21 protein-coding genes, 1 pseudogene and 1 riboswitch are annotated in these 26,084 nt (G+C 53.4%); of the genes and pseudogenes, 16 read left to right on the top strand and 6 right to left on the bottom strand.

Going from position 1 to position 26,084, the window contains the following annotated elements; genetic code table 11:
- From tuf to rpoC, 9 genes and pseudogenes are all read left to right on the top strand, one after another.
- Positions 1-159 (top strand): annotated as a pseudogene (tuf, locus tag QLG08_RS01060) (elongation factor Tu); the annotation flags it as partial.
- Between the two features lie 229 nt (positions 160-388).
- Complete coding sequence (gene secE, locus QLG08_RS01055; RefSeq protein ID WP_014606967.1) at positions 389-772, top strand: preprotein translocase subunit SecE; 384 nt, start codon at positions 389-391, stop codon at positions 770-772.
- Between the two features lies 1 nt (position 773).
- Positions 774-1,319, top strand: coding sequence for a transcription termination/antitermination protein NusG (nusG, locus tag QLG08_RS01050; RefSeq protein ID WP_003848088.1), 546 nt, complete (start codon positions 774-776; stop codon positions 1,317-1,319).
- A gap of 148 nt (positions 1,320-1,467) precedes the next feature.
- Positions 1,468-1,896 carry a 50S ribosomal protein L11 gene (gene rplK, locus QLG08_RS01045; protein WP_006121495.1) on the top strand — a complete coding sequence of 143 codons (429 nt, stop codon included), beginning with the start codon at positions 1,468-1,470 and terminating at the stop codon, positions 1,894-1,896.
- 3 nt (positions 1,897-1,899) lie between these two features.
- Complete coding sequence (rplA, locus tag QLG08_RS01040; RefSeq protein WP_013024115.1) at positions 1,900-2,604, top strand: 50S ribosomal protein L1; 705 nt, start codon at positions 1,900-1,902, stop codon at positions 2,602-2,604.
- Between the two features lie 423 nt (positions 2,605-3,027).
- Complete coding sequence (gene rplJ, locus QLG08_RS01035) at positions 3,028-3,525, top strand: 50S ribosomal protein L10 (RefSeq protein ID WP_003848098.1); 498 nt, start codon at positions 3,028-3,030, stop codon at positions 3,523-3,525.
- Between the two features lie 63 nt (positions 3,526-3,588).
- The gene (rplL, locus tag QLG08_RS01030; RefSeq protein ID WP_009092660.1) at positions 3,589-3,951 is read left to right on the top strand and encodes a 50S ribosomal protein L7/L12; all 363 of its coding nucleotides are present in this window, start codon (positions 3,589-3,591) and stop codon (positions 3,949-3,951) included.
- Positions 3,952-4,281: 330 nt separating this feature from the next.
- Positions 4,282-8,310, top strand: coding sequence for a DNA-directed RNA polymerase subunit beta (gene rpoB, locus QLG08_RS01025; RefSeq protein ID WP_013024116.1), 4,029 nt, complete (start codon positions 4,282-4,284; stop codon positions 8,308-8,310).
- A 118-nt stretch (positions 8,311-8,428) separates the two neighbouring features.
- Positions 8,429-12,652, top strand: coding sequence for a DNA-directed RNA polymerase subunit beta' (rpoC, locus tag QLG08_RS01020; protein WP_014606966.1), 4,224 nt, complete (start codon positions 8,429-8,431; stop codon positions 12,650-12,652).
- A 58-nt stretch (positions 12,653-12,710) separates the two neighbouring features.
- On the opposite strand, the gene QLG08_RS01015 is transcribed toward rpoC, so the two are convergent.
- Positions 12,711-12,890 (bottom strand): DUF1127 domain-containing protein, encoded by a 180-nt coding sequence (locus QLG08_RS01015; RefSeq protein ID WP_071785171.1) that lies wholly within the window; start codon positions 12,888-12,890, stop codon positions 12,711-12,713.
- A 174-nt stretch (positions 12,891-13,064) separates the two neighbouring features.
- On the opposite strand from QLG08_RS01015, the gene QLG08_RS01010 reads away from it, so the two are divergent.
- Positions 13,065-14,588 carry a PLP-dependent aminotransferase family protein gene (locus QLG08_RS01010; protein WP_015701284.1) on the top strand — a complete coding sequence of 508 codons (1,524 nt, stop codon included), beginning with the start codon at positions 13,065-13,067 and terminating at the stop codon, positions 14,586-14,588.
- 114 nt (positions 14,589-14,702) lie between these two features.
- Here QLG08_RS01010 and thiE read toward each other — a convergent pair whose 3' ends face one another.
- The 3 genes from thiE to QLG08_RS00995 form a co-directional block, all read right to left on the bottom strand.
- Positions 14,703-15,335, bottom strand: a complete 633-nt coding sequence (gene thiE / locus QLG08_RS01005) for a thiamine phosphate synthase (RefSeq protein ID WP_238492931.1) — start codon at positions 15,333-15,335, stop codon at positions 14,703-14,705.
- Positions 15,336-17,258, bottom strand: a complete 1,923-nt coding sequence (gene thiC, locus QLG08_RS01000; RefSeq protein ID WP_238492932.1) for a phosphomethylpyrimidine synthase ThiC — start codon at positions 17,256-17,258, stop codon at positions 15,336-15,338.
- An 85-nt stretch (positions 17,259-17,343) separates the two neighbouring features.
- A riboswitch (TPP riboswitch) is annotated at positions 17,344-17,442 on the bottom strand.
- A gap of 180 nt (positions 17,443-17,622) precedes the next feature.
- Positions 17,623-18,126 (bottom strand): Rsd/AlgQ family anti-sigma factor, encoded by a 504-nt coding sequence (locus QLG08_RS00995; RefSeq protein WP_013024121.1) that lies wholly within the window; start codon positions 18,124-18,126, stop codon positions 17,623-17,625.
- Between the two features lie 197 nt (positions 18,127-18,323).
- On the opposite strand from QLG08_RS00995, the gene nudC reads away from it, so the two are divergent.
- The 6 genes from nudC to QLG08_RS00965 all read left to right on the top strand — a co-directional run bounded on the left by nudC (position 18,324) and on the right by QLG08_RS00965 (position 22,718).
- Positions 18,324-19,094, top strand: a complete 771-nt coding sequence (gene nudC / locus QLG08_RS00990; RefSeq protein ID WP_013024122.1) for an NAD(+) diphosphatase — start codon at positions 18,324-18,326, stop codon at positions 19,092-19,094.
- Positions 19,095-19,134: 40 nt separating this feature from the next.
- Positions 19,135-20,205: a uroporphyrinogen decarboxylase gene (gene hemE, locus QLG08_RS00985; protein ID WP_013024123.1), complete on the top strand. Its 1,071-nt coding sequence runs from the start codon at positions 19,135-19,137 to the stop codon at positions 20,203-20,205.
- Positions 20,205-20,873, top strand: a complete 669-nt coding sequence (gene nfi / locus QLG08_RS00980) for a deoxyribonuclease V (RefSeq protein WP_014595037.1) — start codon at positions 20,205-20,207, stop codon at positions 20,871-20,873. The genes hemE and nfi overlap by 1 nt, the downstream gene beginning before the upstream one ends.
- 62 nt (positions 20,874-20,935) lie before the next feature.
- Positions 20,936-21,526, top strand: a complete 591-nt coding sequence (locus QLG08_RS00975) for a YjaG family protein (RefSeq protein ID WP_013024125.1) — start codon at positions 20,936-20,938, stop codon at positions 21,524-21,526.
- 188 nt (positions 21,527-21,714) lie between these two features.
- Positions 21,715-21,987, top strand: coding sequence for a nucleoid-associated protein HU-alpha (gene hupA, locus QLG08_RS00970; protein WP_006121511.1), 273 nt, complete (start codon positions 21,715-21,717; stop codon positions 21,985-21,987).
- Positions 21,988-22,055: 68 nt separating this feature from the next.
- Entirely contained in the window at positions 22,056-22,718 is a 663-nt protein-coding gene (locus QLG08_RS00965) for a DUF1481 domain-containing protein (protein WP_014595039.1), read from the top strand.
- 36 nt (positions 22,719-22,754) lie between these two features.
- Here QLG08_RS00965 and purD read toward each other — a convergent pair whose 3' ends face one another.
- Together purD and purH are read right to left on the bottom strand one after the other, a co-directional pair.
- Complete coding sequence (gene purD / locus QLG08_RS00960; RefSeq protein ID WP_015701282.1) at positions 22,755-24,035, bottom strand: phosphoribosylamine--glycine ligase; 1,281 nt, start codon at positions 24,033-24,035, stop codon at positions 22,755-22,757.
- 16 nt (positions 24,036-24,051) lie between these two features.
- Complete coding sequence (gene purH / locus QLG08_RS00955) at positions 24,052-25,641, bottom strand: bifunctional phosphoribosylaminoimidazolecarboxamide formyltransferase/IMP cyclohydrolase (protein WP_013024128.1); 1,590 nt, start codon at positions 25,639-25,641, stop codon at positions 24,052-24,054.
- Between the last annotated feature and the right edge of the window lie 443 nt (positions 25,642-26,084).

Here is a 26,084-nt window from a genome sequence, read left to right as displayed (position 1 = left end):
GAGCTGCCAGAAGGCGTTGAAATGGTTATGCCAGGCGACAACATCAAAATGGTTGTTACCCTGATTCACCCAATCGCGATGGACGAAGGTCTGCGCTTCGCAATCCGCGAAGGTGGCCGTACCGTTGGCGCGGGTGTTGTTGCCAAAGTTATCGCTTAATTACCGATAATATTTGACGCAATGCACGTGGAAAGGGCATCATTTGATGCCCTTTTTGTACGCTGTTTCATAGAACCTGACTCATCAGTGATTTTGAACCATAATCATTGCTGAGACAGGCTCTGTTATGCGGCGCTGGATACCGAGTTACGCCCCAAAAGCTCATTCGGTTTGGATGCCTCGCAATGCGGGGCAGAATAGTTTCTGAATTATTGTGGCAGGTTGGTTTATGAGTGCGAATACCGAAGCTCAAGGGAGCGGGCGCGGCCTCGAAGCGCTGAAGTGGGTAGTGGTAGTCTTATTACTGCTTGCGGCGATCGTAGGTAACTACCTCTATCGCGATGTGACGCTGCCTTTGCGCGCGTTAGCTGTGGTTGTACTGATTGCGGCAGCAGGCGGCATTGCGCTTTTGACGACAAAAGGCAAAGCAACCGTGGCCTTTGCACGTGAAGCAAGAACCGAAATGCGTAAAGTTATCTGGCCAACCCGCCAGGAAACACTGCATACCACGTTAATCGTTGCCGCGGTTACTGCCGTGATGTCACTGATTTTGTGGGGGCTGGATGGTATTCTGGTCCGTCTGGTATCGTTTATCACTGGCCTGAGGTTCTGAGATGTCTGAAGCTCCAAAGAAACGCTGGTACGTCGTGCAGGCGTTTTCCGGTTTTGAAGGCCGCGTAGCACAGTCGCTGCGTGAGCACATCAAACTGCACAACATGGAAGAGCTGTTTGGCGACGTCATGGTTCCTACAGAAGAAGTTGTTGAGATCCGTGGTGGTCAACGCCGCAAGAGCGAGCGCAAATTCTTCCCCGGCTACGTTCTGGTACAGATGGTAATGAATGACGCCAGCTGGCACCTGGTGCGCAGCGTTCCGCGCGTTATGGGCTTTATTGGCGGTACCTCTGACCGTCCTGCGCCGATTAGCGACAAAGAAGTCGATGCGATTATGAATCGCCTGCAGCAGGTGGGCGACAAGCCGCGTCCGAAAACGCTGTTCGAGCCGGGCGAAATGGTACGTGTCAACGATGGTCCATTTGCCGACTTTAACGGTGTGGTTGAAGATGTGGACTACGAAAAGAGCCGCCTGACGGTTTCTGTTTCCATCTTTGGACGCGCAACGCCAGTAGAACTCGACTTCGGTCAGGTTGAGAAGGGCTAACCTTTTCCGACATACAATTTGGCTGTTGCAGCAGGCGCGAAATTTAACTATAATTTCGCGCCTTTTGTTTTTATGCGCTGGCAACAGCGTGTAAATCGTTACCACGGGGAGCCTTTTACAGGCGCTATAACCCAATTGAGGAATTATCATGGCTAAGAAAGTACAAGCCTACGTCAAGCTGCAGGTTGCAGCTGGTATGGCGAACCCAAGTCCACCGGTTGGTCCAGCTCTGGGTCAGCAGGGTGTTAACATCATGGAATTCTGTAAAGCGTTTAACGCCAAAACAGAATCACTGGAAAAAGGTCTGCCGACTCCAGTTGTTATCACCGTATACAGCGACCGTTCTTTTACCTTTATTACCAAAACGCCTCCGGCTGCCGTTCTGCTGAAAAAAGCAGCAGGCATCAAGTCTGGTTCTGGTAAGCCGAACAAAGATAAAGTCGGTAAAGTGACTCGTGCTCAGGTACGTGAAATCGCAGAAACTAAAGCTGCGGACATGACTGGTTCTGACGTTGAAGCGATGACTCGCTCAATCGAAGGTACTGCTCGTTCCATGGGCCTGGTTGTAGAGGACTAAGAAATGGCTAAGCTGACCAAGCGCATGAGCGTAATTCGCGACAAAGTTGACGCGACCAAGCAGTACGATATTGCTGAAGCAATCGCTTTACTGAAAGAACTGGCTACTGCCAAGTTCGTCGAAAGCGTTGACGTTGCTGTTAACCTCGGCATCGATGCACGTAAATCTGATCAGAACGTCCGCGGCGCGACCGTTCTGCCACACGGTACTGGTCGTTCAGTACGTGTTGCTGTCTTCACCCAGGGCGCAAACGCTGAAGCTGCTAAAGCAGCTGGCGCTGAGCTGGTAGGTATGGAAGACCTGGCCGATCAGATCAAGAAAGGCGAAATGAACTTTGACGTTGTTATTGCTTCTCCGGATGCAATGCGCGTTGTTGGCCAGTTAGGCCAGGTTCTGGGTCCACGTGGCCTGATGCCAAACCCGAAAGTCGGTACTGTAACGCCTAACGTTGCTGAAGCGGTTAAGAACGCTAAAGCAGGTCAGGTTCGTTATCGTAACGACAAAAACGGCATCATCCACACTACCATCGGTAAAGTGGACTTCGATGCTGACAAACTGAAAGAAAACCTGGAATCTCTGCTGGTTGCGCTGAAAAAAGCAAAACCTGCACAGGCGAAAGGCGTGTACATCAAGAAAGTTAGCATCTCTACCACCATGGGCGCCGGCGTTGCCGTTGACCAGGCTGGTCTGACTGCCGTAGCAAACTAATTGCTACTTGAAACGGGCGAAAAATTCACCTAGAATCTTACGCCCGTTGTTCTGCATTAATGCAGACGTCGATGTGGGTTATTCAGAACGTGGTAAGACGGTGGCCGAGTCAGCGACCTGAAGCACAGTGAACTGTGCGGCGGGTGAGGGCAAAGACAGCCAGCGCAATGCGGTTTGAGTGACAACACACGACCCAAATTTTAGGTTGGAGCCAGGCCTTATCCTGGCCTCCGTCCAAGACCGCAGGAGCGGAACATCCTCGGATGTAATGCTTAATCCCCTGCGTAGACGGTGACAGAACCAAAAGATTTTTTCTTATCTGGATTCTGCTCACCGTGTATTAGCGCTTATTTTCCTTCGGGCGAGTAAGTGAAGTGAGTTCCGGGGAAATCCTTCCCCGGTCAAATCCAGGAGCTAAAGCTAATGGCATTAAATCTTCAAGACAAACAAGCGATTGTTGCTGAAGTCAGCGAAGTAGCCAAAGGTGCGCTTTCAGCGGTTGTTGCGGATTCTCGTGGCGTTACCGTTGATAAAATGACCGAACTGCGTAAAGCAGGTCGTGAAGCTGGCGTTTACATGCGTGTTGTTCGTAACACCCTGCTGCGCCGCGTCGTTGAAGGTACTCAGTTCGAGTGCCTGAAAGACACGTTTGTTGGTCCGACCCTGATTGCATATTCTATGGAACACCCGGGCGCTGCTGCTCGTCTGTTCAAAGATTTCGCGAAAGCGAATGCAAAATTCGAGGTCAAAGCTGCAGCCTTTGAAGGTGAGCTGATCACGGCGGCCAATATTGACCGTCTGGCAACTCTGCCGACCTACGAAGAAGCACTGGCACGTCTGATGTCGACCATGAAAGAAGCCGCTGCCGGCAAACTGGTTCGCACTCTGGCTGCTGTTCGCGATGCAAAAGAAGCGGCTTAAGGCCTCTCTTTTGTTCGCACTTGCTAACGTATAAACTTTTTCTGATTCTTAGGAACAATTGTTATGTCTATTACTAAAGACCAAATTCTGGAAGCCGTTGCTGCTATGTCCGTAATGGAAGTAGTTGAGCTGGTTTCTGCTATGGAAGAAAAATTCGGCGTTTCTGCTGCTGCTGCTGTAGCTGTTGCTGCTGGCCCAGCTGAAGCTGTTGAAGAGAAAACTGAATTCGACGTCGTTCTGAAAGCTGTTGGCGCGAACAAAGTTGCAGTAATCAAAGCCGTACGTACCGCAACTGGTCTGGGCCTGAAAGAAGCCAAAGATCTGGTTGAAGCAACTGGCGTGATCAAAGAAGGCATCAGCAAAGATGACGCAGCTGCACTTGAAGCTGCTCTGAAAGAAGCTGGCGCTGAAGTTGAAGTTAAGTAAGACAACCCTCGGGTTGCAGTCTGAGTAGTTTCAGACTGATGGCTGGTGACTTTTTGGTCACCAGCCTTTTTGCGCTCCAGGGCCTCAATGGGGTTTCGCACTGTTTGTCCATTGTTGCTCATCAATATCTTTCTCTATCGACGACTTAATATACTGCTTTCCCGTGCGGGTTCCCTGCCCACGCTGAAGCAATGAAATGATTTAAGCGTGATAGAAAGAGGTATTGCACGTACTGCAGAGCAGTAGGTGAATCAAACAAAATCGTGTTGCATGAACTGTCCTGTCAGGACGGACAGCGTGGGTCGACTTGTCAGCTAGCTGAGGAACCCTATGGTTTACTCCTATACCGAGAAAAAACGTATTCGTAAGGATTTTGGTAAACGTCCGCAAGTTTTGGACATACCTTATCTCCTTTCCATCCAGCTTGATTCGTTTCAGAAGTTTATCGAGCAAGATCCAGAAGGTCAGTACGGACTGGAAGCTGCATTCCGCTCTGTATTCCCTATTGCGAGCTACAGCGGCAACTCTGAGTTGCAGTATGTCAGCTATCGCTTAGGTGAACCTGTCTTTGACGTGAAAGAGTGTCAGATCCGTGGCGTGACCTACTCGGCACCGCTGCGCGTGAAACTGCGTCTGGTGATCTATGAGCGCGAAGCGCCAGAAGGCACAGTAAAAGACATTAAAGAACAAGAAGTCTACATGGGTGAAATTCCACTCATGACTGACAACGGTACCTTTGTTATCAACGGTACTGAACGTGTTATCGTTTCTCAGCTGCATCGTAGTCCTGGCGTGTTCTTTGACAGCGATAAGGGTAAAACCCACTCCTCGGGTAAAGTGCTGTATAACGCACGTATCATCCCTTACCGTGGTTCATGGCTCGACTTCGAGTTTGACCCGAAAGACAACCTTTTCGTCCGTATTGACCGTCGTCGTAAGCTGCCGGCCAGTATCATTCTGCGCGCACTGCATTACACCACTGCTCAAATTCTCGACGTGTTCTTCGAGAAAGTGGTGTACGAAATCCGTGACAACAAGCTGCAGATGGAACTGGTGCCAGAGCGCCTGCGCGGTGAAACCGCGACCTTCGATATCGAATCGAATGGCACGGTCTACGTTGAGAAAGGGCGTCGCATCACTGCGCGTCATATTCGTCAGTTGGAAAAAGACGGTATCCAACACATCGAAGTCCCTGTGGAATACATTGCGGGCAAAGTGGTCTCTAAAGACTACATCGATGAGAATACCGGTGAGCTGATCGTTGCGGCCAACATGGAACTGTCGCTGGATCTGCTGGCGAAGCTGAGCCAGTCGGGTCACAAGCGCATTGAAACGCTGTTCACCAACGATTTGGATCACGGCCCATACATCTCCGAGACGCTGCGCGTTGACCCAACCAACGATCGCCTGAGCGCGCTGGTTGAGATCTACCGCATGATGCGTCCTGGTGAGCCGCCAACGCGTGAAGCTGCAGAGAACCTGTTTGAGAACCTGTTCTTCTCTGAAGATCGTTACGATCTTTCTGCAGTCGGCCGCATGAAGTTCAACCGTTCATTGCTGCGTGATGAGATCGAAGGTTCAGGTATCCTGAGCAAAGAAGACATCATCGAAGTGATGAAAAAACTGATCGACATCCGTAACGGTAAAGGCGAAGTGGACGATATCGACCACCTCGGTAACCGTCGTATTCGTTCAGTCGGTGAAATGGCTGAAAACCAGTTCCGCGTCGGTCTGGTCCGTGTTGAGCGTGCAGTGAAAGAGCGTCTTTCTCTGGGCGACCTCGATACGCTGATGCCACAGGACATGATCAACGCCAAGCCAATTTCGGCGGCGGTGAAAGAGTTCTTTGGTTCCAGCCAGCTGTCTCAGTTTATGGATCAGAACAACCCCTTGTCAGAGATTACGCACAAGCGTCGTATCTCTGCTCTCGGCCCGGGCGGTTTAACCCGTGAGCGTGCCGGCTTCGAAGTGCGTGACGTACACCCAACGCACTACGGTCGTGTCTGCCCAATCGAAACCCCTGAAGGTCCGAACATCGGTCTGATCAACTCCTTGTCTGTGTACGCGCAGACGAACGAGTACGGTTTCCTGGAAACCCCTTATCGTCGCGTTATTGACGGTGTGGTTTCCGATGAAATTCATTACCTTTCTGCAATCGAAGAAGGTAACTACGTTATCGCGCAGGCGAACACCAATCTGTCAGAAGAAGGTGCGTTCGTTGATGACCTGGTCACCTGCCGTAGCAAAGGCGAATCAAGTCTGTTCAGCCGCGATCAGGTTGACTACATGGACGTTTCCACCCAGCAGGTGGTTTCTGTCGGTGCGTCACTGATTCCGTTCCTGGAACACGATGATGCTAACCGCGCCCTGATGGGTGCGAACATGCAACGTCAGGCCGTTCCTACTCTGCGTGCTGATAAGCCGCTGGTAGGTACCGGTATGGAGCGCGCTGTAGCCGTTGACTCCGGTGTTACCGCTGTTGCGAAACGTGGTGGTACCGTTCAGTACGTTGATGCATCACGTATCGTTATTAAAGTTAACGAAGACGAGATGTACCCGGGCGAAGCGGGTATCGACATCTACAACCTGACCAAATACACCCGTTCTAACCAGAACACCTGTATCAATCAGATGCCGTGTGTCTCTCTGGGTGAGCCCGTTGAACGTGGTGATGTGCTGGCTGACGGCCCGTCTACCGATCTCGGTGAGCTGGCGCTGGGTCAGAACATGCGCGTCGCGTTCATGCCGTGGAACGGTTACAACTTCGAAGACTCCATTTTAGTCTCCGAGCGCGTAGTGCAGGAAGATCGCTTCACCACCATCCACATTCAGGAACTGGCCTGTGTGTCTCGTGACACCAAGCTGGGGCCAGAAGAGATCACGGCTGACATCCCGAACGTGGGCGAAGCTGCACTCTCTAAACTGGATGAGTCCGGTATCGTTTATATCGGTGCTGAAGTGACCGGCGGTGACATTCTGGTTGGTAAGGTGACGCCAAAAGGCGAAACCCAGCTGACGCCAGAAGAGAAGCTGCTGCGTGCGATCTTCGGTGAGAAAGCGTCTGACGTTAAAGACTCTTCTCTGCGTGTACCGAACGGTGTTTCCGGTACCGTTATCGACGTTCAGGTCTTCACCCGCGATGGCGTGGAAAAAGACAAGCGTGCGCTGGAAATCGAAGAAATGCAGCTGAAGCAGGCCAAGAAAGACCTGTCTGAAGAGCTGCAGATCCTGGAAGCGGGCCTGTTTAGCCGTATCCAGTCTGTCCTGATTTCCGGTGGCGTTGAAGCAGACAAACTGGACAAGCTGCCGCGTGAGCGTTGGCTGGAGCTGGGTCTGACTGACGAAGCCAAGCAAAACCAGCTGGAGCAGCTGGCAGAGCAGTACGACGAACTGAAGCACGAGTTTGAGAAAAAACTCGAAGGTAAGCGTCGTAAAATCACCCAAGGCGATGATCTGGCACCTGGCGTGCTGAAAATCGTTAAGGTTTATCTGGCTGTTAAACGTCAGATTCAGCCTGGTGATAAAATGGCAGGTCGTCACGGTAACAAAGGTGTTATCTCTAAGATCAACCCAATCGAAGACATGCCTTACGATGAGAACGGTACGCCGGTCGATATCGTACTGAACCCGCTGGGCGTACCTTCGCGTATGAACATCGGTCAGATCCTTGAGACTCACCTGGGGATGGCAGCGAAAGGTATCGGCGAGAAGATCAACGCGATGCTGAAGAAGCAGGAAGAAGTCGCCAAGCTGCGCGAATTCATCCAGCGTGCTTACGATCTGGGCACCGATGTGCGTCAGAAAGTTGACCTGAACACCTTTACTGATGACGAAGTTCTGCGCCTGGCTGAGAACCTGAAAAAAGGTATGCCAATTGCCACGCCGGTGTTTGATGGTGCGAAAGAGAGCGAAATCAAAGAGCTGTTAGAGCTCGGCGGTCTGCCTTCTTCCGGTCAGATTACCCTGTTTGATGGCCGTACTGGTGAGCAGTTCGAACGTCAGGTAACCGTAGGCTATATGTACATGCTGAAACTCAACCACCTGGTTGATGACAAGATGCACGCACGTTCTACCGGTTCCTATAGCCTCGTTACTCAGCAGCCGCTGGGTGGTAAGGCACAGTTCGGTGGTCAGCGCTTCGGTGAGATGGAAGTATGGGCGCTGGAAGCTTACGGTGCTGCGTATACCCTTCAAGAAATGCTTACCGTTAAGTCTGATGACGTCAACGGCCGTACCAAGATGTATAAGAACATCGTGGATGGCAACCATCAGATGGAACCTGGCATGCCAGAATCGTTCAACGTACTGTTGAAAGAGATTCGCTCGCTGGGTATCAACATCGAGCTGGAAGACGAGTAACCCTCAGTAACAGGCCTGGCCTGGAAGCGCAGGGTTAACGCGCTCGCATTTGTACTGGTTATGGGGCGTTCAATTTCGGTTGGACGCCCCTGAGTCTCACTCCGACGGGAGCAAATCCGTGAAAGACTTACTTAAGTTTCTGAAAGCGCAAACTAAAACCGAAGAGTTTGATGCGATCAAAATTGCGCTGGCGTCGCCAGACATGATCCGTTCCTGGTCTTTCGGTGAAGTGAAAAAGCCGGAAACCATTAACTATCGTACCTTCAAGCCAGAGCGCGATGGTCTGTTCTGTGCCCGTATTTTTGGGCCGGTAAAAGATTACGAATGCCTGTGTGGTAAGTACAAGCGTCTGAAACACCGTGGTGTGATCTGCGAGAAGTGCGGCGTTGAAGTGACCCAGACTAAAGTGCGTCGTGAGCGCATGGGCCACATCGAGCTGGCTTCGCCAACCGCACACATCTGGTTCCTGAAGTCACTGCCTTCGCGTATCGGCCTGCTGCTGGATATGCCGCTGCGTGACATCGAACGCGTGCTGTATTTTGAATCTTATGTCGTTATCGAAGGTGGCATGACCAACCTCGAGAAACGTCAGATTCTGACTGAAGAGCAGTACCTGGATGCGCTGGAAGAATTCGGTGACGAATTCGACGCGAAAATGGGTGCAGAAGCGATTCAGGCACTGCTGAAAAACATGGATCTGGAGCAAGAGTGCGAACAGCTGCGCGAAGAGCTGAACGAAACTAACTCCGAGACCAAACGTAAAAAGCTGACCAAGCGTATTAAGCTGCTGGAAGCGTTCGTTCAGTCTGGTAACAAGCCAGAGTGGATGATCCTGACCGTTCTGCCGGTTCTGCCGCCAGATCTGCGTCCGCTGGTACCGCTGGATGGTGGTCGTTTCGCTACGTCGGATCTGAACGATCTGTATCGCCGCGTGATCAACCGTAACAACCGTCTGAAACGCCTGCTGGATCTGGCTGCGCCAGATATCATCGTGCGTAACGAAAAACGTATGCTGCAGGAAGCGGTTGATGCCCTGCTGGATAACGGTCGTCGCGGTCGTGCGATCACCGGTTCTAACAAGCGTCCTCTGAAATCTTTGGCCGATATGATCAAAGGTAAGCAGGGTCGTTTCCGTCAGAACCTGCTCGGTAAGCGTGTTGACTACTCTGGTCGTTCTGTTATCACCGTAGGTCCATACCTGCGTCTGCATCAGTGCGGTCTGCCGAAGAAAATGGCACTGGAGCTGTTCAAACCGTTCATCTACGGCAAGCTGGAACTGCGTGGCCTGGCCACCACCATCAAAGCCGCTAAGAAAATGGTTGAGCGTGAAGAAGCTGTCGTGTGGGATATCCTGGACGAAGTGATCCGCGAACACCCGGTACTGCTGAACCGTGCACCAACTCTGCACCGTTTGGGTATCCAGGCATTTGAGCCCGTCCTGATCGAAGGTAAAGCTATTCAGCTGCACCCGCTGGTTTGTGCGGCTTATAACGCCGACTTCGATGGTGACCAGATGGCTGTTCACGTACCGCTGACGCTGGAAGCCCAGCTGGAAGCGCGTGCGCTGATGATGTCTACCAACAACATCCTGTCACCTGCGAACGGCGAGCCAATCATCGTTCCTTCACAGGACGTTGTACTGGGTCTGTATTACATGACCCGCGACTGTGTTAACGCCAAAGGCGAAGGCATGGTACTGACCGGTCCGAAAGAAGCTGAACGCGTTTACCGCGCCGGCCTCGCTTCGCTGCACGCTCGCGTTAAAGTGCGTATCACTGAGCACGAGAAAAACGAGCAGGATGAGTGGGTTTCTAAAACCAGCATCATCGACACGACGATTGGTCGCGCCATCCTGTGGATGATCGTGCCTAAAGGTCTGCCTTTCTCCATCGTCAACCAGGCGCTGGGCAAGAAAGCGATTTCCAAGATGCTGAACACCTGTTACCGCATCCTGGGCCTGAAACCAACGGTTATCTTTGCTGACCAGACCATGTACACCGGCTTCGCCTATGCGGCACGTTCAGGTGCGTCTGTTGGTATCGACGACATGGTTATCCCAGAGAAGAAAGTGGAAATCATCACCGAAGCGGAAGCGGAAGTGGCTGAAATCCAGGAGCAGTTCCAGTCTGGTCTGGTGACGGCAGGCGAACGCTATAACAAAGTGATCGATATCTGGGCTGCGGCCAACGAACGCGTTGCTAAAGCGATGATGGAAAACCTCTCTACTGAAGTCGTGATTAACCGCGATGGTGAAGAAGAGCGCCAGGTTTCCTTCAACAGCATCTTTATGATGGCCGACTCCGGTGCGCGTGGTTCTGCTGCACAGATTCGTCAGCTGGCCGGTATGCGTGGTCTGATGGCTAAGCCAGATGGATCAATCATTGAAACGCCGATTACGGCGAACTTCCGTGAAGGTCTGAACGTACTCCAGTACTTCATCTCGACGCACGGTGCACGTAAAGGTCTGGCGGATACCGCACTGAAAACAGCAAACTCCGGTTATCTGACGCGTCGTCTGGTTGACGTTGCACAGGATCTGGTTGTGACTGAAGACGACTGCGGCACGCACGAAGGCATCATGATGACGCCGGTCATCGAAGGTGGCGACGTGAAAGAACCGCTGCGTGAGCGTGTTCTGGGTCGTGTGACTGCGGAAGACGTGCTGAAGCCTGGTACGGCTGACATTCTGGTTCCACGTAACACTCTGCTCGATGAGCACTGGTGTGACGTGCTGGAACTGAACTCAGTAGACAGCGTGAAAGTGCGCTCTGTTGTTGGTTGTGAAACCGACTTTGGTGTGTGTGCGCATTGCTATGGTCGCGACCTGGCACGTGGTCACATCATCAACAAAGGTGAAGCGATCGGTGTTATCGCGGCACAGTCCATCGGTGAGCCGGGTACACAGCTGACGATGCGTACGTTCCACATCGGTGGTGCGGCATCACGTGCGGCTGCTGAATCCAGCATTCAGGTGAAGAACAAAGGTACCATCAAGCTGACCAATGCCAAGTCGGTAACTAACTCGGCAGGCAAGCTGGTGATCACCTCGCGTAACGTTGAACTGAAAATGATCGACGAATTTGGCCGTACTAAAGAGAGCTATAAAGTTCCTTACGGTGCGACCATGGCGAAAGGTGATGGTGAGCAGGTTGCTGCGGGCGAAACCGTTGCAAACTGGGATCCGCATACCATGCCGGTTATCACTGAAGTGGGCGGTTTCATTCGCTTCACGGATATGATCGACGGTCAGACCATTACTCGTCAGACTGACGACCTGACCGGTCTGTCATCGCTGGTGGTCCTGGATTCTGCTGAGCGTACTGCGGGTGGTAAAGATCTGCGTCCAGCCCTGAAAATCGTTGATGCTAGCGGCAATGATGTCCTGATCCCTGGTACCGATATGCCAGCTCAGTACTTCCTGCCAGGTAAAGCGATTGTACAGCTGGAAGATGGCGTGAAGATCAGCTCGGGTGATACCCTGGCGCGTGTTCCGCAGGAATCGGGCGGTACCAAGGATATTACCGGTGGTCTGCCACGCGTTGCCGACCTGTTCGAAGCGCGTCGTCCGAAAGAGCCAGCAATCCTGGCGGAGATCAGCGGCATCATCTCCTTCGGTAAAGAGACCAAAGGTAAACGTCGTCTGGTCATTACTCCGCTGGATGGTAGCGATCCGTATGAAGAGATGATTCCGAAATGGCGTCAGCTGAACGTGTTCGAAGGTGAACGTGTTGAGCGCGGTGACGTGGTTTCCGATGGCCCAGAGTCACCACATGACATCCTGCGCTTGCGTGGCGTGCATGCGGTTACCCGTTACATCACTAACGAAGTGCAGGAAGTTTACCGTCTGCAAGGCGTTAAGATTAACGATAAGCACATCGAAGTCATCGTTCGTCAGATGCTGCGTAAAGCAACCATCATGAGCGCGGGAAGCACCGAGTTCCTGGAAGGTGAGCAGGCTGAATTCTCTCGCATCAAGATCTCTAACCGTGAACTTGAAGCGAACGGAAAAGTGGGCGCTACCTTCATGCGTGACCTGCTGGGTATTACCAAAGCGTCACTGGCAACCGAATCGTTCATCTCTGCTGCATCGTTCCAGGAAACCACGCGTGTCCTGACCGAAGCGGCAGTTGCAGGCAAGCGCGACGAACTGCGCGGTCTGAAAGAGAACGTTATCGTGGGACGTCTGATCCCTGCCGGTACCGGTTATGCATACCATCAGGATCGTATGCGCCGCAAAGCGGCAGGCGAAGTGCCGGTTGCACCGCAGGTGACTGCGGATGAAGCCTCTGCAAGCCTGGCTGAATTGCTGAACGCTGGTCTGGGCGGTAACAACGACGAGTAATCGTCAAACGCCTGATAAAAAACCCTGCTCTGGCAGGGTTTTTTTTATCTTTAAGCTATCAGTGAATATCGCGTCGATTTAACCCAATGTCTTTTAACTGACAATCGCTAAGCCTGGACAAAATAGCGCGGGTTTCCCGCTGGCATTGCCAGCGTCGGATGTTCCCCCAGACAATGCGCAAGAACCGAAACGGTCTTATGACAAATGGCTTAGCCGCGCGGTTTTCTTCATATCCCATGATCCTGCCCCTCGTTGTTTATCTTAGAAACATTTTCACGTAGACCGTCTGTTCAATACAGACTCACCAAGAACAAATATTTAACATACAGATTGCGCATTGACGCATCTGAATGGTAGAAATAGCGTTAATCTGTACCGCTTTGCGGGGCAATCAAACTTCATAAGGCATACAATGACGCGTTATCAACATTTAGCCATGCTGCTGGAAAAGCGCATTGCGCAGGGGCTGTATCGGAACGGCGAACGGTTGCCCTCGGTGCGCAGCCTGAGTGCTGAACACGGTGTCAGTATTAGCACCGTGCAACAGGCCTATTATTTGCTGGAGCAGAAACAGTTGATCATCCCGCAGTCCCGTTCGGGCTATTATGTTGCGCCGCATAAAGCGATGCCGCCCATTCCGGCACTGACCCGACCGGTACAGCGCCCGGTGGAAATCACGCAGTGGGATGCGGTCTTTGATCTGCTTAACAGCCGGCTGGAAGATGACATATTGCAGTTGGGCAGCGGCATGCCGGATCTCACACAGTCTACCCTGAAGCCGCTCTGGAAAGCGTTTAGTCGGCAGGCACAGAAGCAGGAAAGCACTCTGCTGAATTACGATAATCTGTATGGGGTGACCTGCCTGCGAGAGCAGATCGCCCGGCTGATGATTGACAGTGGCTGTCAGCTCAGCCATGAAGATATTGTCATTACGACGGGTTGCCATGAAGCCCTGTCTGTTTCCGTTCGCGCTGTCTGCCAGCCGGGCGATATCATCGCCGTGGAATCACCATCGTTTCACGGCATCATGCAAACGCTGCGCGGTTTTGGCATTCGCGCCATTGAGATCCCCACTGATGCGGTAACGGGCATCAGTCTTGAGGCGCTGGAGCTGGCCTTTGATCAGTGGCCGATTAAGGCCGTCGTGGTGGTGCCCAACTGTAATAACCCACTTGGTTTCATCATGCCAGAGAAGCGCAAGCGCGCCCTGCTGGCCTTGGCGCAACGTTTTGACGCCGCGATTATTGAAGACGATGTCTATGGCGAGTTGGCCTGGGAGTATCCACGGCCTTCATCCATTAAATCGATGGATGAAGACGGGCGCGTATTGTTATGCAGTTCATTTTCAAAAACGCTGGCGCCGGGTCTGCGCGTAGGCTGGGTGGCGCCGGGGCGCTACCGCGATCGGGTTCTGCATATGAAATACATCGGGACCGGGTCTACTGCGACTCAGCCTCAGCACGCAGTTGCAGAGTTTATTCATCAGGGGCATTACCAGACCCATCTGCGGCGGATGCGTCAGGTTTACCAACACAACTACGAAACCTTTATTTGCTGGGTTCGGCACTATTTCCCCTGTGGAATCTGCGTCACGCGGCCTCAGGGGGGATTTCTGATGTGGATTGAACTGCCAGAAGCCTTTGACGCCGTGCAACTTAACAATACGCTGCGGGAGTCCGGGATACAGATTGCTGTAGGTTCGCTGTTTTCCGCCTCGGGCAAATATCGCAACTGCCTGCGCCTGAACTATGCCTTGCCTGCCAGCGATAAAGTTGAACGGGCACTGGCGATAACGGGCAGCGCCGTTGAGCAGGCGATAGCGGCATGTGTCCACGATCGGCCAAGGGCACATACCTCTGTACCTGTGGTTGAGGAGCAGGGCCAGAAAGAGGAGGGAACTGGCCCTGGTCCGGCCATTCCGGCCGGACACCTGTGACTTTACTGAGCATAAAAAAACCGCGCCAGCCGTAATACTCATTGCCGTGCGCGGCTTTCCACTCTTTAACAGCCTTTTGCACAGGCTGCAGGTATTTCTGGGCGCTGACGCGCGTTAGTACGCCGTTTCGGGTTCGGCAAGCCGCAGTAGAACACGCGTGGCCTCCTGCCAGTCTTCTGCCTGAGTAATCGCGCTCACCACCGCAATACTGCCCACCCCGGTGGCCAGCACCTCTGGCGCACGATCAATACTGATGCCTCCGATCGCGACTGTTGAGATGCCGTGCAGCCGGGCCAAATGGCGCTTAAGTTCAGCTACGCCCTGCGGGGAAGAGGGCATGGCCTTCGTCTGGGTGGGGAAGATGTGCCCCAGCGCCACATAGGAAGGGCGCAGTGCCAGCGCCCGATCCAGCTCTGCATCATCATGAGTTGAAAGTCCCAGCCGCAAGCCTGCGTGCAGGATCTGCCGCAGGTTAGCGACCTCTAAATCTTCCTGACCCAGATGGACGCCATAGGCCTGATGTTTAATCGCCAGTTGCCAGTAATCATTGATAAACAGACGTGCCTGATAGCGCTTACCTGCGGCGATAGCCCGAATAATCATGGGTTCAACCACCTCGTCCGGCTGATCCTTGATCCGAAGCTGAAGGGTTCGCACACCGGCTTCCAGCAGGCGCTCTATCCATTCCACGCTGTCAACGACCGGATAGAGCCCCAGACGTGATGCGGTTGCGGGAAAGGCGTCCATTTATTCCTCCTTTATTGCGGTCGCAGGGTGATACAGCTCACCGCCGCGCTCACGAAAATGATCAGACATTTTCGCCATCCCCACCTCAATCGCCTGGGCTTCGGCTTCCTGCCTTGCGGCGTAGTCACGCACTTCCTGGGTAATTTTCATTGAGCAAAATTTGGGGCCGCACATAGAGCAGAAGTGGGCCACCTTACCGGACTCCTGCGGCAGGGTTTCATCGTGGTAAGCCCGGGCCGTATGCGGATCCAGTGCAAGATTAAACTGGTCTTCCCAGCGAAACTCAAAACGTGCTTTGGACATTGCATTGTCGCGGATCTGCGCGCCCGGATGACCCTTGGCCAGATCGGCTGCGTGCGCGGCGATCTTGTACGTGATTAAGCCCTGTTTAACATCTTCCTTGTTTGGCAGACCTAAATGCTCTTTGGGCGTGACGTAGCACAGCATGGCGCAGCCGAACCAGCCAATCATCGCGGCACCAATGCCGGAGGTAAAGTGATCGTAACCCGGAGCAATATCAGTGGTGAGGGGGCCCAGAGTGTAAAACGGCGCTTCATGGCAATGTTCCAGTTGTTCGGTCATGTTGCGACGGATCATTTGCATGGGAATATGGCCGGGGCCCTCAATCATCACCTGCACGTCGTATTCCCAGGCAATTTTCGTCAGCTCACCTAAGGTGTGCAGTTCCGCAAACTGCGCTTCATCATTGGCATCCTGAATCGATCCCGGACGCAGGCCGTCACCCAGTGATAATGAGATGTCGTAGGCCGCACAAATTTCACAGATGTCGTGGAAGTGCTCATACAGGAAGCTCTCTCTGTGATGCGACAGGCACCACTTCGCCATAATGGAACCACCACGCGAGACAATCCCAGTCAGGCGCTTCGCGGTCATGGGCACGTAGCGCAGCAGCACGCCTGCATGAATCGTAAAATAATCCACACCCTGCTCGGCCTGTTCCAGCAATGTGTCGCGGAAAATTTCCCAATTCAGATCTTCTGCCACACCGTTAACTTTCTCAAGCGCCTGATAGATCGGTACCGTACCGATAGGCACCGGGCTGTTACGCAAAATCCATTCACGTGTTTCGTGGATATAGCGGCCGGTGGAAAGATCCATGACGGTATCGGCGCCCCAACGCGTTGACCACACCAGCTTTTCAACCTCTTCTTCAATCGAGGAGGTCACGGCTGAGTTGCCGATATTGGCATTCACTTTCACCAGAAAATTACGCCCGATGATCATGGGTTCGGATTCGGGATGGTTAATATTTGCCGGAATAATAGCGCGCCCGGCAGCCACTTCCTGACGCACAAACTCAGGGGTAATATTTTCTGGCAGATGGGCGCCAAAGCTGTGCCCCGGATGCTGCTGCAGCAGCACCTCGCCGCGTATGCGTTCCCGGCCCATATTTTCCCGCAGCGCGATAAACTCCATCTCCGGCGTAATTATGCCCCGACGAGCATAATGGAGCTGGGTAACGCAGTGGCCTGCCTTCGCACGGCGTGGTGTGGGCAGGTGTTCAAAACGCAAGTGATCCAGGCCGTCATCGGCCAGCCGCTGTTGCGTGTAGGCAGAGCTGATTTGCACCAGATTTTCGCTGTCATTCCGCTCTTCAATCCAGCGCGCCCGCAGTTTATCCAGCCCCCGATGCACGTCGATTTGTGCGGCGGGATCGCCATAGGCACCGGCCGTATCGTAAACCGGAACGGGCTCATTCTCCTCATAAACCGGCGCTTCTTTACTGCCGCTGGTCAGGGTAGGGCTGAGTTGAATTTCCCGCATTGGGACACGGATATCATCGCGGCTGCCGGTAAGCCAGATACGTTTTGAATTAGGGAAGGCGCTGCCGCCCTGAAGAGAGTCAATGAATTCCTGTGCCTGAGCACGTTGTTCGCGACGGGTCGTTTTAGCAGTAGACATAGCAATATTCCAGTAAGAGGGAAGGTTGCTTGTCCGGAGTTCGGAAGGAGTAACGGCACTGCTGACACCCTTCGGTGGCGTACCGTATAAATTTACTCTTGTTCCCTTCGCAGGTTCTAACCTGATCAGGTTCCGCGGATCCCGAATTAACGGTCTCAGCCCTTAGGCACTCCGACAAGATGAGGTTTCAACGATTTCGCTACGGCGCCCGCTCGGCTTCACCCCGGAAAAAGGGATAGCATGAACAGCGCCCGTAGATGACGTATCAACCGTAAACACCGACTACGTTCGGCGTTAAACGTAAAGCCCACTCAGCATAAGGGGGCTTTTGGCTAATCACAAGTCTTTTACAATCGATTAGGTTTTAGGCGGGGCGGGCAATTTCGCTGTCGTTAGCCACGGGCGGGGTCAGGTGATTATCCCATGCCATCTGGATGAGTTTGTCCTCAAGCGTAAAGCGTCCTTCCAGGGCTTCTCCGACCTCCGATAGCGCATTCTGAAAGGTGACGTAGTTATCGTCATCAATCGCCTGCTGCAGGTGTCCGTCATACAGCTTCATCAGTTGTTCGGTGTTGGCTTCCAGCGAGGGATAAATCTGCGTTGCTGCCAACAGCGGACTGGTACCGTCCATTTCTCCGATCAGGCGTTGATAGAGGCTGAAGTGGCCGGATGAAAGGTAATCGACCAGATTATGGCAAAAGTTATCAAGTGCCTGTTCATCCAGACGCGTCAGTGCCTCTTTCTTTGGCTTGATACCGACCAAATGGTAATAAGAAACCAGTAACTGGCGGCGAGCGGCCAGCCATGAATCGACCAGTTCATTACTGCCACCTACGCGTTTGGTCAGAACGTCTAACTGGTTGAGCATAGTTAACTCCGTATGAGTTATGCACCTTCATATTTCAGATTAGCGATGCGTCAAGTGCGCTTGTTTTCCACGAGCCTGCCGGGGAGAAATAAGCGTGTTGCCGTCTTGCAACCAGAATTATTTGGGTATAGTTGTTCATCTACACACTTAACATCGGGACTTCAGCGTGCGGGTTGACGCTAAGGATGACGAAATAAATGCAATGCGAAATTTCAAGCGTAGACGCTGGATGGTGGATTGTCAGCAGTGAACAAAAAATTTGGTTACCGCAAGGAGACCTGCCTCACGGTAATGCGCAGCATTTTGGCCTGACGGGTCATCAGGGGCGCGTAATTGGCGAATGGCAGGGGGAGAATGTCTGGCTGATTTGCGAAACACGTTCGGAGGATATGCTGTCTTTGCGGCAGTTACTTAACGAAGATCCGGGACTGTTTCAGTTGGCAGGGCGCGGTGTACAGCTGGCCGAATTTTATCGCTCTCACCGCTGGTGTGGCTACTGCGGCCATGAGATGCACGCCAGCAAGCGTGAATTTGCCTGCCTGTGCAGCCACTGCCGTGAACGCTACTATCCACAGATTGCGCCCTGCATTATCGTCGCCATTCGCCGGGGGGACGAGATCCTGTTGGCTAACCATGCGCGCCAGCGTAATAACATTTACACTGTGCTGGCCGGTTTCGTCGAAGTCGGCGAAACCATTGAACAGGCCGTCGCGCGCGAGGTAATGGAAGAGAGCAACGTGCGTGTGAAGAATGTCCGCTATGTTACCTCGCAGCCCTGGCCTTTCCCGCAGTCTCTGATGATGGCGTTTATGGCGGAATATGATGGCGGCGAGTTACAACATGACGGCAAAGAGCTGCTGGACGCCGGATGGTTCCGCTTTGATGCGCTGCCTTTACTGCCGCCGCCCGGTACCGTCGCCCGTCGATTAATTGAAGATACGGTGGCCCTCTGCCGCGCTGAGGCGTGAGAGTGCTACACTACTCGCTTGATACCGAGAGAGTCCTGAGATGAGTGAACTGAAGAACGACCGTTATTTGCGCGCCCTGTTACGCCAGCCTGTAGATGTCACCCCCGTATGGATGATGCGGCAAGCCGGGCGTTATTTGCCGGAATATAAAGCGACGCGCGCCCAGGCAGGCGATTTTATGTCGCTGTGCAAAAATGCCGAACTGGCCTGCGAAGTCACCCTGCAACCCCTGCGTCGCTTTAAGCTGGATGCGGCGATCCTCTTCAGTGATATTCTCACCATCCCTGATGCGATGGGGCTGGGTTTATACTTCGAAACAGGCGAAGGCCCGTGCTTCTCCAACCCGATTACCTGCCGTGCTGATGTCGATCGCCTGCCGGTGCCCGATCCTGAACAGGAGCTGGGTTACGTGATGAATGCGGTACGCACCATCCGTAAAAACCTCAACGGCGAAGTACCATTGATAGGCTTCTCAGGCAGCCCCTGGACGCTGGCGACCTATATGGTTGAAGGGGGAAGCAGCAAAGCCTTCACCAAGATCAAAAAAATGATGTATGCCGAGCCTGCCACGCTGCACGCCATGCTGGATAAGCTGGCCGACAGTGTCATCCTCTATCTTAATGCCCAGATCCGCGCCGGTGCGCAGTCGGTGATGGTCTTTGACACTTGGGGCGGCGTGTTAACCGGGAACGACTATCGTGAGTTCTCGCTTTACTACATGCATAAAATTGTCGACAGCGTGCTTCATGAGAACGAAGGACGTCGTGTGCCCATCACCTTGTTTACCAAGAATGGTGGCCAGTGGCTGGAAGCCATTGCTGAAACGGGCTGTGATGCACTAGGTCTGGACTGGACTATCGATATCAGTGAAGCCCGCCGCCGTGTCGGCCACAAAGTTGCTTTGCAGGGCAATATGGATCCTTCCATGCTCTATGCACCCCCGGCGCGAATTGAGCAGGAAGTGGCAACGATTCTGGAAGGATTCGGCCAGGGTGAAGGCCACGTTTTCAATCTGGGACACGGCATCCATCAGGATGTTCCACCCGAGCATGCCGGCGTATTTGTTGAGGCGGTGCACCGTCTGTCACGCCAGTATCATTCGGCGTCATAATGGATATCGCCGCTCTTCGCGCGGAGCAACGCCAACGGGCCGCAGAAGTCGTACGGCAGGATGATTTTGACGTGCTGCCGCCACGCTTTATTGGTGGCGCAGACGTCGGTTTTGAGCAGGAAGGCGCAGTGACGCGTGCGGCACTGGTTATTCTTGAATATCCGTCCATGAAGCTGGTGGAATATCGCATCGCGCGCATTGATACCACCATGCCTTACATTCCGGGCTTTCTCTCTTTCCGTGAGTATCCGGCCCTGCTGGCGGCCTGGGACATGCTGGAGCAGAAGCCCGATCTGCTATTTGTCGATGGTCATGGTATCTCACATCCGCGCCGGCTTGGTGTCGCGTCGCATTTTGGGTTGATGGTGGATGTTCCCACTATCGGTGTTGCGAAAAAGCGTCTGTGCGGGCACGTTGAGGCGCTGGATGAAACGCCCGGCAGTCGGCAGCCGTTGATGGATAAAGGAGAACAAATTGGCTGGGTATGGCGCAGCAAGGCACGCTGTAACCCGCTGTTTGTTGCCACCGGACACCGCGTCAGTCTGGACAGCGCTCTGGAATGGGTAGAAAAGTGCACACAGGGCTACCGTTTACCGGAGCCCACGCGCTGGGCGGATGCTGTGGCATCTCGCCGACCCGCATTTCTGCGCTGGCAAAGCGCGCTTTAACACTGTTTGTATGGCGCTTTTGGGTTACACTGCCGCCAGCGAAACGAATAAGAGCTCTGTGTATGTTACAAAACCCTGTACATCTGCGTCTGGCAAAGCTGGAAAGCTGGCAACACCTGACGTTTATGGCTTGCCTGTGCGAGCGCATGTATCCCAACTACGTGGCTTTTTGCCAGCAAACCGAGTTTGCCGATCCTGCACTTTACCGCCGTATTCTGGATCTGATTTGGGAAACGCTGACGGTTAAAGATGCGAAGATCAATTTTGACAGCCAGCTGGAAAAGCTTGAAGCGGCGATTCCCGATGGCGATGCGTTTGAGGTTTACGGTGTCTATCCGGCCATCGATGCCTGCGTGGCATTGAGTGAAGTGCTGCATTCGCAGTTAAGCGGTGAAACGCTTGAACATGCGATTGAAGTCAGCAAGACCTCGATCACCACCGTTGCCATCCTGGAAATGACTCACGAAGGTCGCGAAATGACCGATGAAGAGCTACGAGAAAATCAGGCTGTCATCGACGAATGGGACCTGCAATGGGAGATTTTTCGCCTGCTCGCGGATTGTGAAGAGCGAGACCTCGAATTGATAAAAGGTCTGCGATCTGACCTGCGTGAGGCGGGAATTAGTAACATCGGTATAAAAATTCAGCAATAAGGCGAGAAAACGTGACTTCAGGCCTTAATTAGCGCGCCTGGAGGCTTCACATCAGCCCCCAGTCTGGTCTACATTTGGGGGGCTGAAAATTGTGGCTATCGGTGCGTGCAGGCTGAAGAGTGCCCGAAGCTGGCTTTTCCCTCGCACTCGTTGCTTAGCAAGCGATAAATACACTTTAAGGATAACTTATGAACAAGACTCAACTGATTGATGTGATCGCAGAAAAAGCTGACCTGTCTAAAACCCAGGCCAAGGCAGCGCTGGAATCTACTCTGGCTGCAATCACTGAGTCTCTGAAAGAGGGTGATGCTGTACAACTGGTTGGTTTTGGTACTTTTAAAGTGAACCACCGCGCTGAGCGTACCGGTCGTAACCCACAGACTGGCAAAGAAATCAAAATCGCTGCGGCAAACGTACCTGCATTCGTGTCTGGTAAAGCTCTGAAAGACGCCGTTAAGTAAGACGTCGCACTGCGGTAACGTTTTAAAACAGGGGCGATTTCGCCCCTTTTGTTTAGGGGCCAGCCACCATGACTACGCTGTTTCAGCGATTATCAGCCCTGCTTCTCTCCTCTTTTCTCATTGGGTGTAGTTCAACGCCCGACATTCCGGCTTTCTCGGCCAGCGGTTATCTCGCCGATCGCGGCAGTGTTCGTATCTGGCGCAAGAATACCGATCATCACTCGGTACATATTCGTACGCTCTATAATCCGTTCAACAGCGAAAAAAGTGAAATTACGGACTATCGCTGGCTCGGCGATGATCTGATCAGCGTGGAACGCCAGGTGAAAGGCGAAAAGCCAGACGACGTTACGCTACGCTTTGATCAAGGCGGCAATCTCAATTTTATGCAGCGCCAGCTCGCGACGCGCCGTGAGGCAGTCAGTCCGGATGCGGTTGAGCTTTACAAGTTTGATGCACAACGTATGCGTGAAGTCAGCGATGCGCTGTTAAGTGGGCGGGTGTTTCTGAAACAAGGACACTGGTCAGGTGGAAGCGTTGTGACAACCTGTGAGGGCCAGCAGGTGACGCCGGCTTTCGACAGTTATGCACTGCAGACGCTTACGCACTACCGCCGTGATAAGGCGGAACCCTTGATGATTTCATGGCTGGAAGCGCCTGAAGGCGTGCAGTTGCTGCGTGTGACTCAAAAAGATGAATGCGCGGATGCGCCGGATGAGGCGAATTTCTGAGGCAATAAAAAGGGGCACTGGGTGCCCCTTTGATCATTATTTACGGTTAATGGCACGATAGCCGATGTCGCGTCGGCAGAAACTGCCTTGCCAGGAAATCGGCTTAGCCAGTTCGTAAGCCCGTTTCTGTGCGGCAGCAACATCATCGCCTAGCGCGGTGACGCAAAGAACCCGCCCACCGTTCGTCAAAACCCGATCCTCTTCAAGGCGCGTCCCGGCGTGGAAAACTTTGCCGTCGGCAACCTCTTCCAGCGGCAGACCGTGAATCTGATCGCCGTTATTGTAAGAGCCGGGATAGCCCCCGGCTGCCAGCACCACGCCCAGTGAAGGGCGGGGATCCCATTGTGAGTCTTTTTGATCAAGCTTGCCTTCACAGGCGGCCAGACACAGATCCACCAGATCCGACTGCAGGCGCAGCATAATGGGTTGTGTTTCGGGATCGCCGAAGCGACAGTTGAATTCGATCACTTTAGGCTGACCAGTCTGATCGATCATCAGCCCGGCATATAAGAAGCCCGTATAGACATTGCCTTCGGCGGCCATGCCACGTACGGTTGGCCAGATAACCTGATCCATAACGCGCTGGTGGATTTCATCGGTCACCACCGGGGCAGGGGAATAAGCACCCATTCCTCCCGTGTTCGGTCCGGTATCGCCGTCGCCCACCCGTTTATGGTCCTGGCTGGTGGCCATTGGCAACACATTCTCGCCATCAACCATCACGATAAAGCTGGCTTCTTCGCCGTCCAGAAACTCTTCAATCACGATACGGTGCCCGGCGTCACCAAACGCATTGCCCGCCAGCATATCCTGCACGGCATCTTCCGCTTCCTGCAGCGTCATGGCCACAATCACGCCTTTACCGGCAGCCAGCCCGTCAGCTTTGATGACAATCGGCGCACCTTTTTCACGCAGGTAAGCCAGCGCAGGGGCGACGTCGGTGAAGTTTTGGTACTCGGCACTGGGGATGTTGTGACGTGCAAGAAAGTCCTTGGTGAATGCTTTAGACCCTTCCAATTGCGCGGCGGCCTGAGTTGGACCAAAGATTTTCAATCCGGCCTCGCGGAACGCATCAACCACGCCTGCCACTAACGGCGCTTCAGGGCCGACAATGGTGAGATCAATCTGTTCACGTTGAGCGAAGGCCAGCAAAGCGGGAATATCGGTGGGGGCAATATCGACGTTCTGCAACGCGGGTTCCAGCGCGGTGCCCGCATTACCAGGTGCGACAAAAATGGTTTCTGCCAGCGGCGACTGCGACGCTTTCCAGGCCAATGCGTGTTCACGTCCGCCGTTACCGATGATTAAAATTTTCATAAAAGGCTCCACAGAATTAATGGCGGAAGTGACGCATGTCGGTAAAGATCATGGCAATACCATGCTCATCCGCTGCCGCAATCACTTCATCGTCGCGGATAGAACCGCCAGGCTGAATCACACAGCTTACGCCCACGGCAGCAGCGGCATCAATGCCATCCCGGAACGGGAAGAACGCATCGGAAGCCATCGCGGACCCTTTTACTTCCAGGCCTTCATCACCCGCTTTAATTCCTGCAATTTTGGCAGAGTAGACGCGGCTCATCTGGCCAGCACCTATGCCGATGGTCATATTGTCGCGCGCATAGACAATGGCGTTGGACTTAACGAATTTCGCCACTTTCCAGCAGAACAGGGCATCACGCAGTTCCTGCTCAGAAGGTTGGCGCTTGCTGACGACGCGCAACTGGCTGGCATCGACCATACCGAGGTCGCGATCCTGAACCAGCAGACCGCCATTCACCCGTTTGAAATCAAGGGCAGCCACGCGACCCTGCCAGTCACCGCATACCAGCACGCGGACGTTTTGTTTTGCCGCGGTCACTTTCAGCGCAGCTTCCGTTGCAGCAGGAGCGATGATGACTTCAACAAACTGTCGGCTGATGATGGCCTGGGCTGTCGCCTCATCCAGCTCGCGGTTAAAGGCAATGATGCCGCCGAAGGCAGATGTCGGGTCAGTCTGATAGGCACGCTCATAAGCTGCCAGAATTGACTCACCCACCGCAACACCGCAAGGATTGGCGTGTTTGACAATGACGCAGGCGGGCTCAATAAACTCTTTCACGCACTCAAGCGCGGCATCGGTATCCGCAATGTTGTTATAAGAGAGTGCCTTGCCCTGCACCTGGCTGGCGGTAGCGACCGAGGCTTCCTGCACATTCTCTTCTATATAGAAGGCGGCGTCCTGATGGCTGTTCTCGCCATAGCGCATATCCTGCTTCTTAATGAAGTTGAGATTGAGGGTGCGCGGGAAGCGGCCGGCTGGTTGGCTGGTTTCACCATGATAGGCAGGAACCAGAGTACCGAAGTAGTTAGCGATCATGCTGTCGTACGCGGCGGTATGTTCAAACGCTTTGATTGCCAGGTTGAAGCGGGTTTCGAGCGTCAGTGAGTTCTGATTGGCGTCCAGCTCAGCGATAATGGCCGGATAATCGCTGCTCTTAACGACAATCGCCACGTCTTTGTGATTCTTGGCCGCCGAGCGCACCATTGTCGGGCCGCCAATATCAATGTTCTCAACGGCGTCTTCCAGTGAGCAATCTGGTTTTGCGACGGTTTGGGCAAAGGGATAAAGATTGACGACCACCATATCAATCGGGCTGATAGCATGCTGCGCCATCACCGCATCATCTTGTCCACGACGTCCTAAAATGCCGCCATGGACTTTCGGGTGCAGTGTTTTAACGCGTCCATCCATCATTTCCGGGAAGCCGGTGTAGTCAGACACTTCTGTGACGGGAAGTCCCGCCTCTGCGAGCAGGCGAGCGGTACCACCTGTGGAGAGCAGCTCAACTCCGCGCTGAGAGAGTGCCTGAGCAAATTCGAGGATGCCGGCTTTATCAGAAACACTGAGCAGGGCGCGGCGTAAAGGACGAGGTTGTTGCATGGTGGTTTTATCCCTTGGCTTTGATTCGCGTAAATAAGAGCGTTACATCAAGCTTGCGTGCTTACTTTTCTCTATATAGAGCAGCAAAAGCGTAAAAACTTCAGGTAACGCCCCGAAAAGGGGCATCCATTGCGTTGCGGGGCATTGTAGCGAAAACGTTTGCGTGATGCTCGTCTAAATTTGATGCGGCCGGGAATGTGGATAACTTTGTGTGTAACTGCGTATAAGGCGGGGTTTTGCTGTGGAATGCAGCGAACAGTCATTTTTATTGAATTTAGCCCTTGTCAGCCAGAGAGAACTCCCTATAATGCGCCTCCATCGACACGGCACAACGGCTTACGGAATGCGGTGTTGAGAGGGTCAGGCAACTGAGCCGCCGGAGAAAAACTTCTGAAAAAGAGGTTGACTCTGAAGGAGGAAAGCGTAATATACGCCACCTCGCG

The sequence above is a fragment of the Pantoea sp. V106_11 genome (genome assembly GCF_029967885.1).
In the GTDB taxonomy this organism is placed as follows: domain Bacteria; phylum Pseudomonadota; class Gammaproteobacteria; order Enterobacterales; family Enterobacteriaceae; genus Pantoea; species Pantoea ananatis.
The sequence above is the reverse complement of the archived record's forward strand: the minus strand, read 5'-3'. Positions and strand labels throughout refer to the sequence as shown.

Bases quoted from the DNA above. Each gene is read 5' to 3' on its own strand.
- secE (WP_014606967.1), top strand. From the start codon at position 389: ATGAGTGCGAATACCGAAGCTCAAGGGAGCGGGCGCGGCCTCGAAGCG.
- nusG (WP_003848088.1), top strand. From the start codon at position 774: ATGTCTGAAGCTCCAAAGAAACGCTGGTACGTCGTGCAGGCGTTTTCC.
- rplK (WP_006121495.1), top strand. From the start codon at position 1,468: ATGGCTAAGAAAGTACAAGCCTACGTCAAGCTGCAGGTTGCAGCTGGT.
- rplA (WP_013024115.1), top strand. From the start codon at position 1,900: ATGGCTAAGCTGACCAAGCGCATGAGCGTAATTCGCGACAAAGTTGAC.
- rplJ (WP_003848098.1), top strand. From the start codon at position 3,028: ATGGCATTAAATCTTCAAGACAAACAAGCGATTGTTGCTGAAGTCAGC.
- rplL (WP_009092660.1), top strand. From the start codon at position 3,589: ATGTCTATTACTAAAGACCAAATTCTGGAAGCCGTTGCTGCTATGTCC.
- rpoB (WP_013024116.1), top strand. From the start codon at position 4,282: ATGGTTTACTCCTATACCGAGAAAAAACGTATTCGTAAGGATTTTGGT.
- QLG08_RS01015 (WP_071785171.1), bottom strand. From the start codon at position 12,890: ATGGGATATGAAGAAAACCGCGCGGCTAAGCCATTTGTCATAAGACCG.
- QLG08_RS01010 (WP_015701284.1), top strand. From the start codon at position 13,065: ATGACGCGTTATCAACATTTAGCCATGCTGCTGGAAAAGCGCATTGCG.
- thiE (WP_238492931.1), bottom strand. From the start codon at position 15,335: ATGGACGCCTTTCCCGCAACCGCATCACGTCTGGGGCTCTATCCGGTC.
- thiC (WP_238492932.1), bottom strand. From the start codon at position 17,258: ATGTCTACTGCTAAAACGACCCGTCGCGAACAACGTGCTCAGGCACAG.
- QLG08_RS00995 (WP_013024121.1), bottom strand. From the start codon at position 18,126: ATGCTCAACCAGTTAGACGTTCTGACCAAACGCGTAGGTGGCAGTAAT.
- nudC (WP_013024122.1), top strand. From the start codon at position 18,324: ATGCAATGCGAAATTTCAAGCGTAGACGCTGGATGGTGGATTGTCAGC.
- hemE (WP_013024123.1), top strand. From the start codon at position 19,135: ATGAGTGAACTGAAGAACGACCGTTATTTGCGCGCCCTGTTACGCCAG.
- nfi (WP_014595037.1), top strand. From the start codon at position 20,205: ATGGATATCGCCGCTCTTCGCGCGGAGCAACGCCAACGGGCCGCAGAA.
- QLG08_RS00975 (WP_013024125.1), top strand. From the start codon at position 20,936: ATGTTACAAAACCCTGTACATCTGCGTCTGGCAAAGCTGGAAAGCTGG.
- hupA (WP_006121511.1), top strand. From the start codon at position 21,715: ATGAACAAGACTCAACTGATTGATGTGATCGCAGAAAAAGCTGACCTG.
- QLG08_RS00965 (WP_014595039.1), top strand. From the start codon at position 22,056: ATGACTACGCTGTTTCAGCGATTATCAGCCCTGCTTCTCTCCTCTTTT.
- purD (WP_015701282.1), bottom strand. From the start codon at position 24,035: ATGAAAATTTTAATCATCGGTAACGGCGGACGTGAACACGCATTGGCC.
- purH (WP_013024128.1), bottom strand. From the start codon at position 25,641: ATGCAACAACCTCGTCCTTTACGCCGCGCCCTGCTCAGTGTTTCTGAT.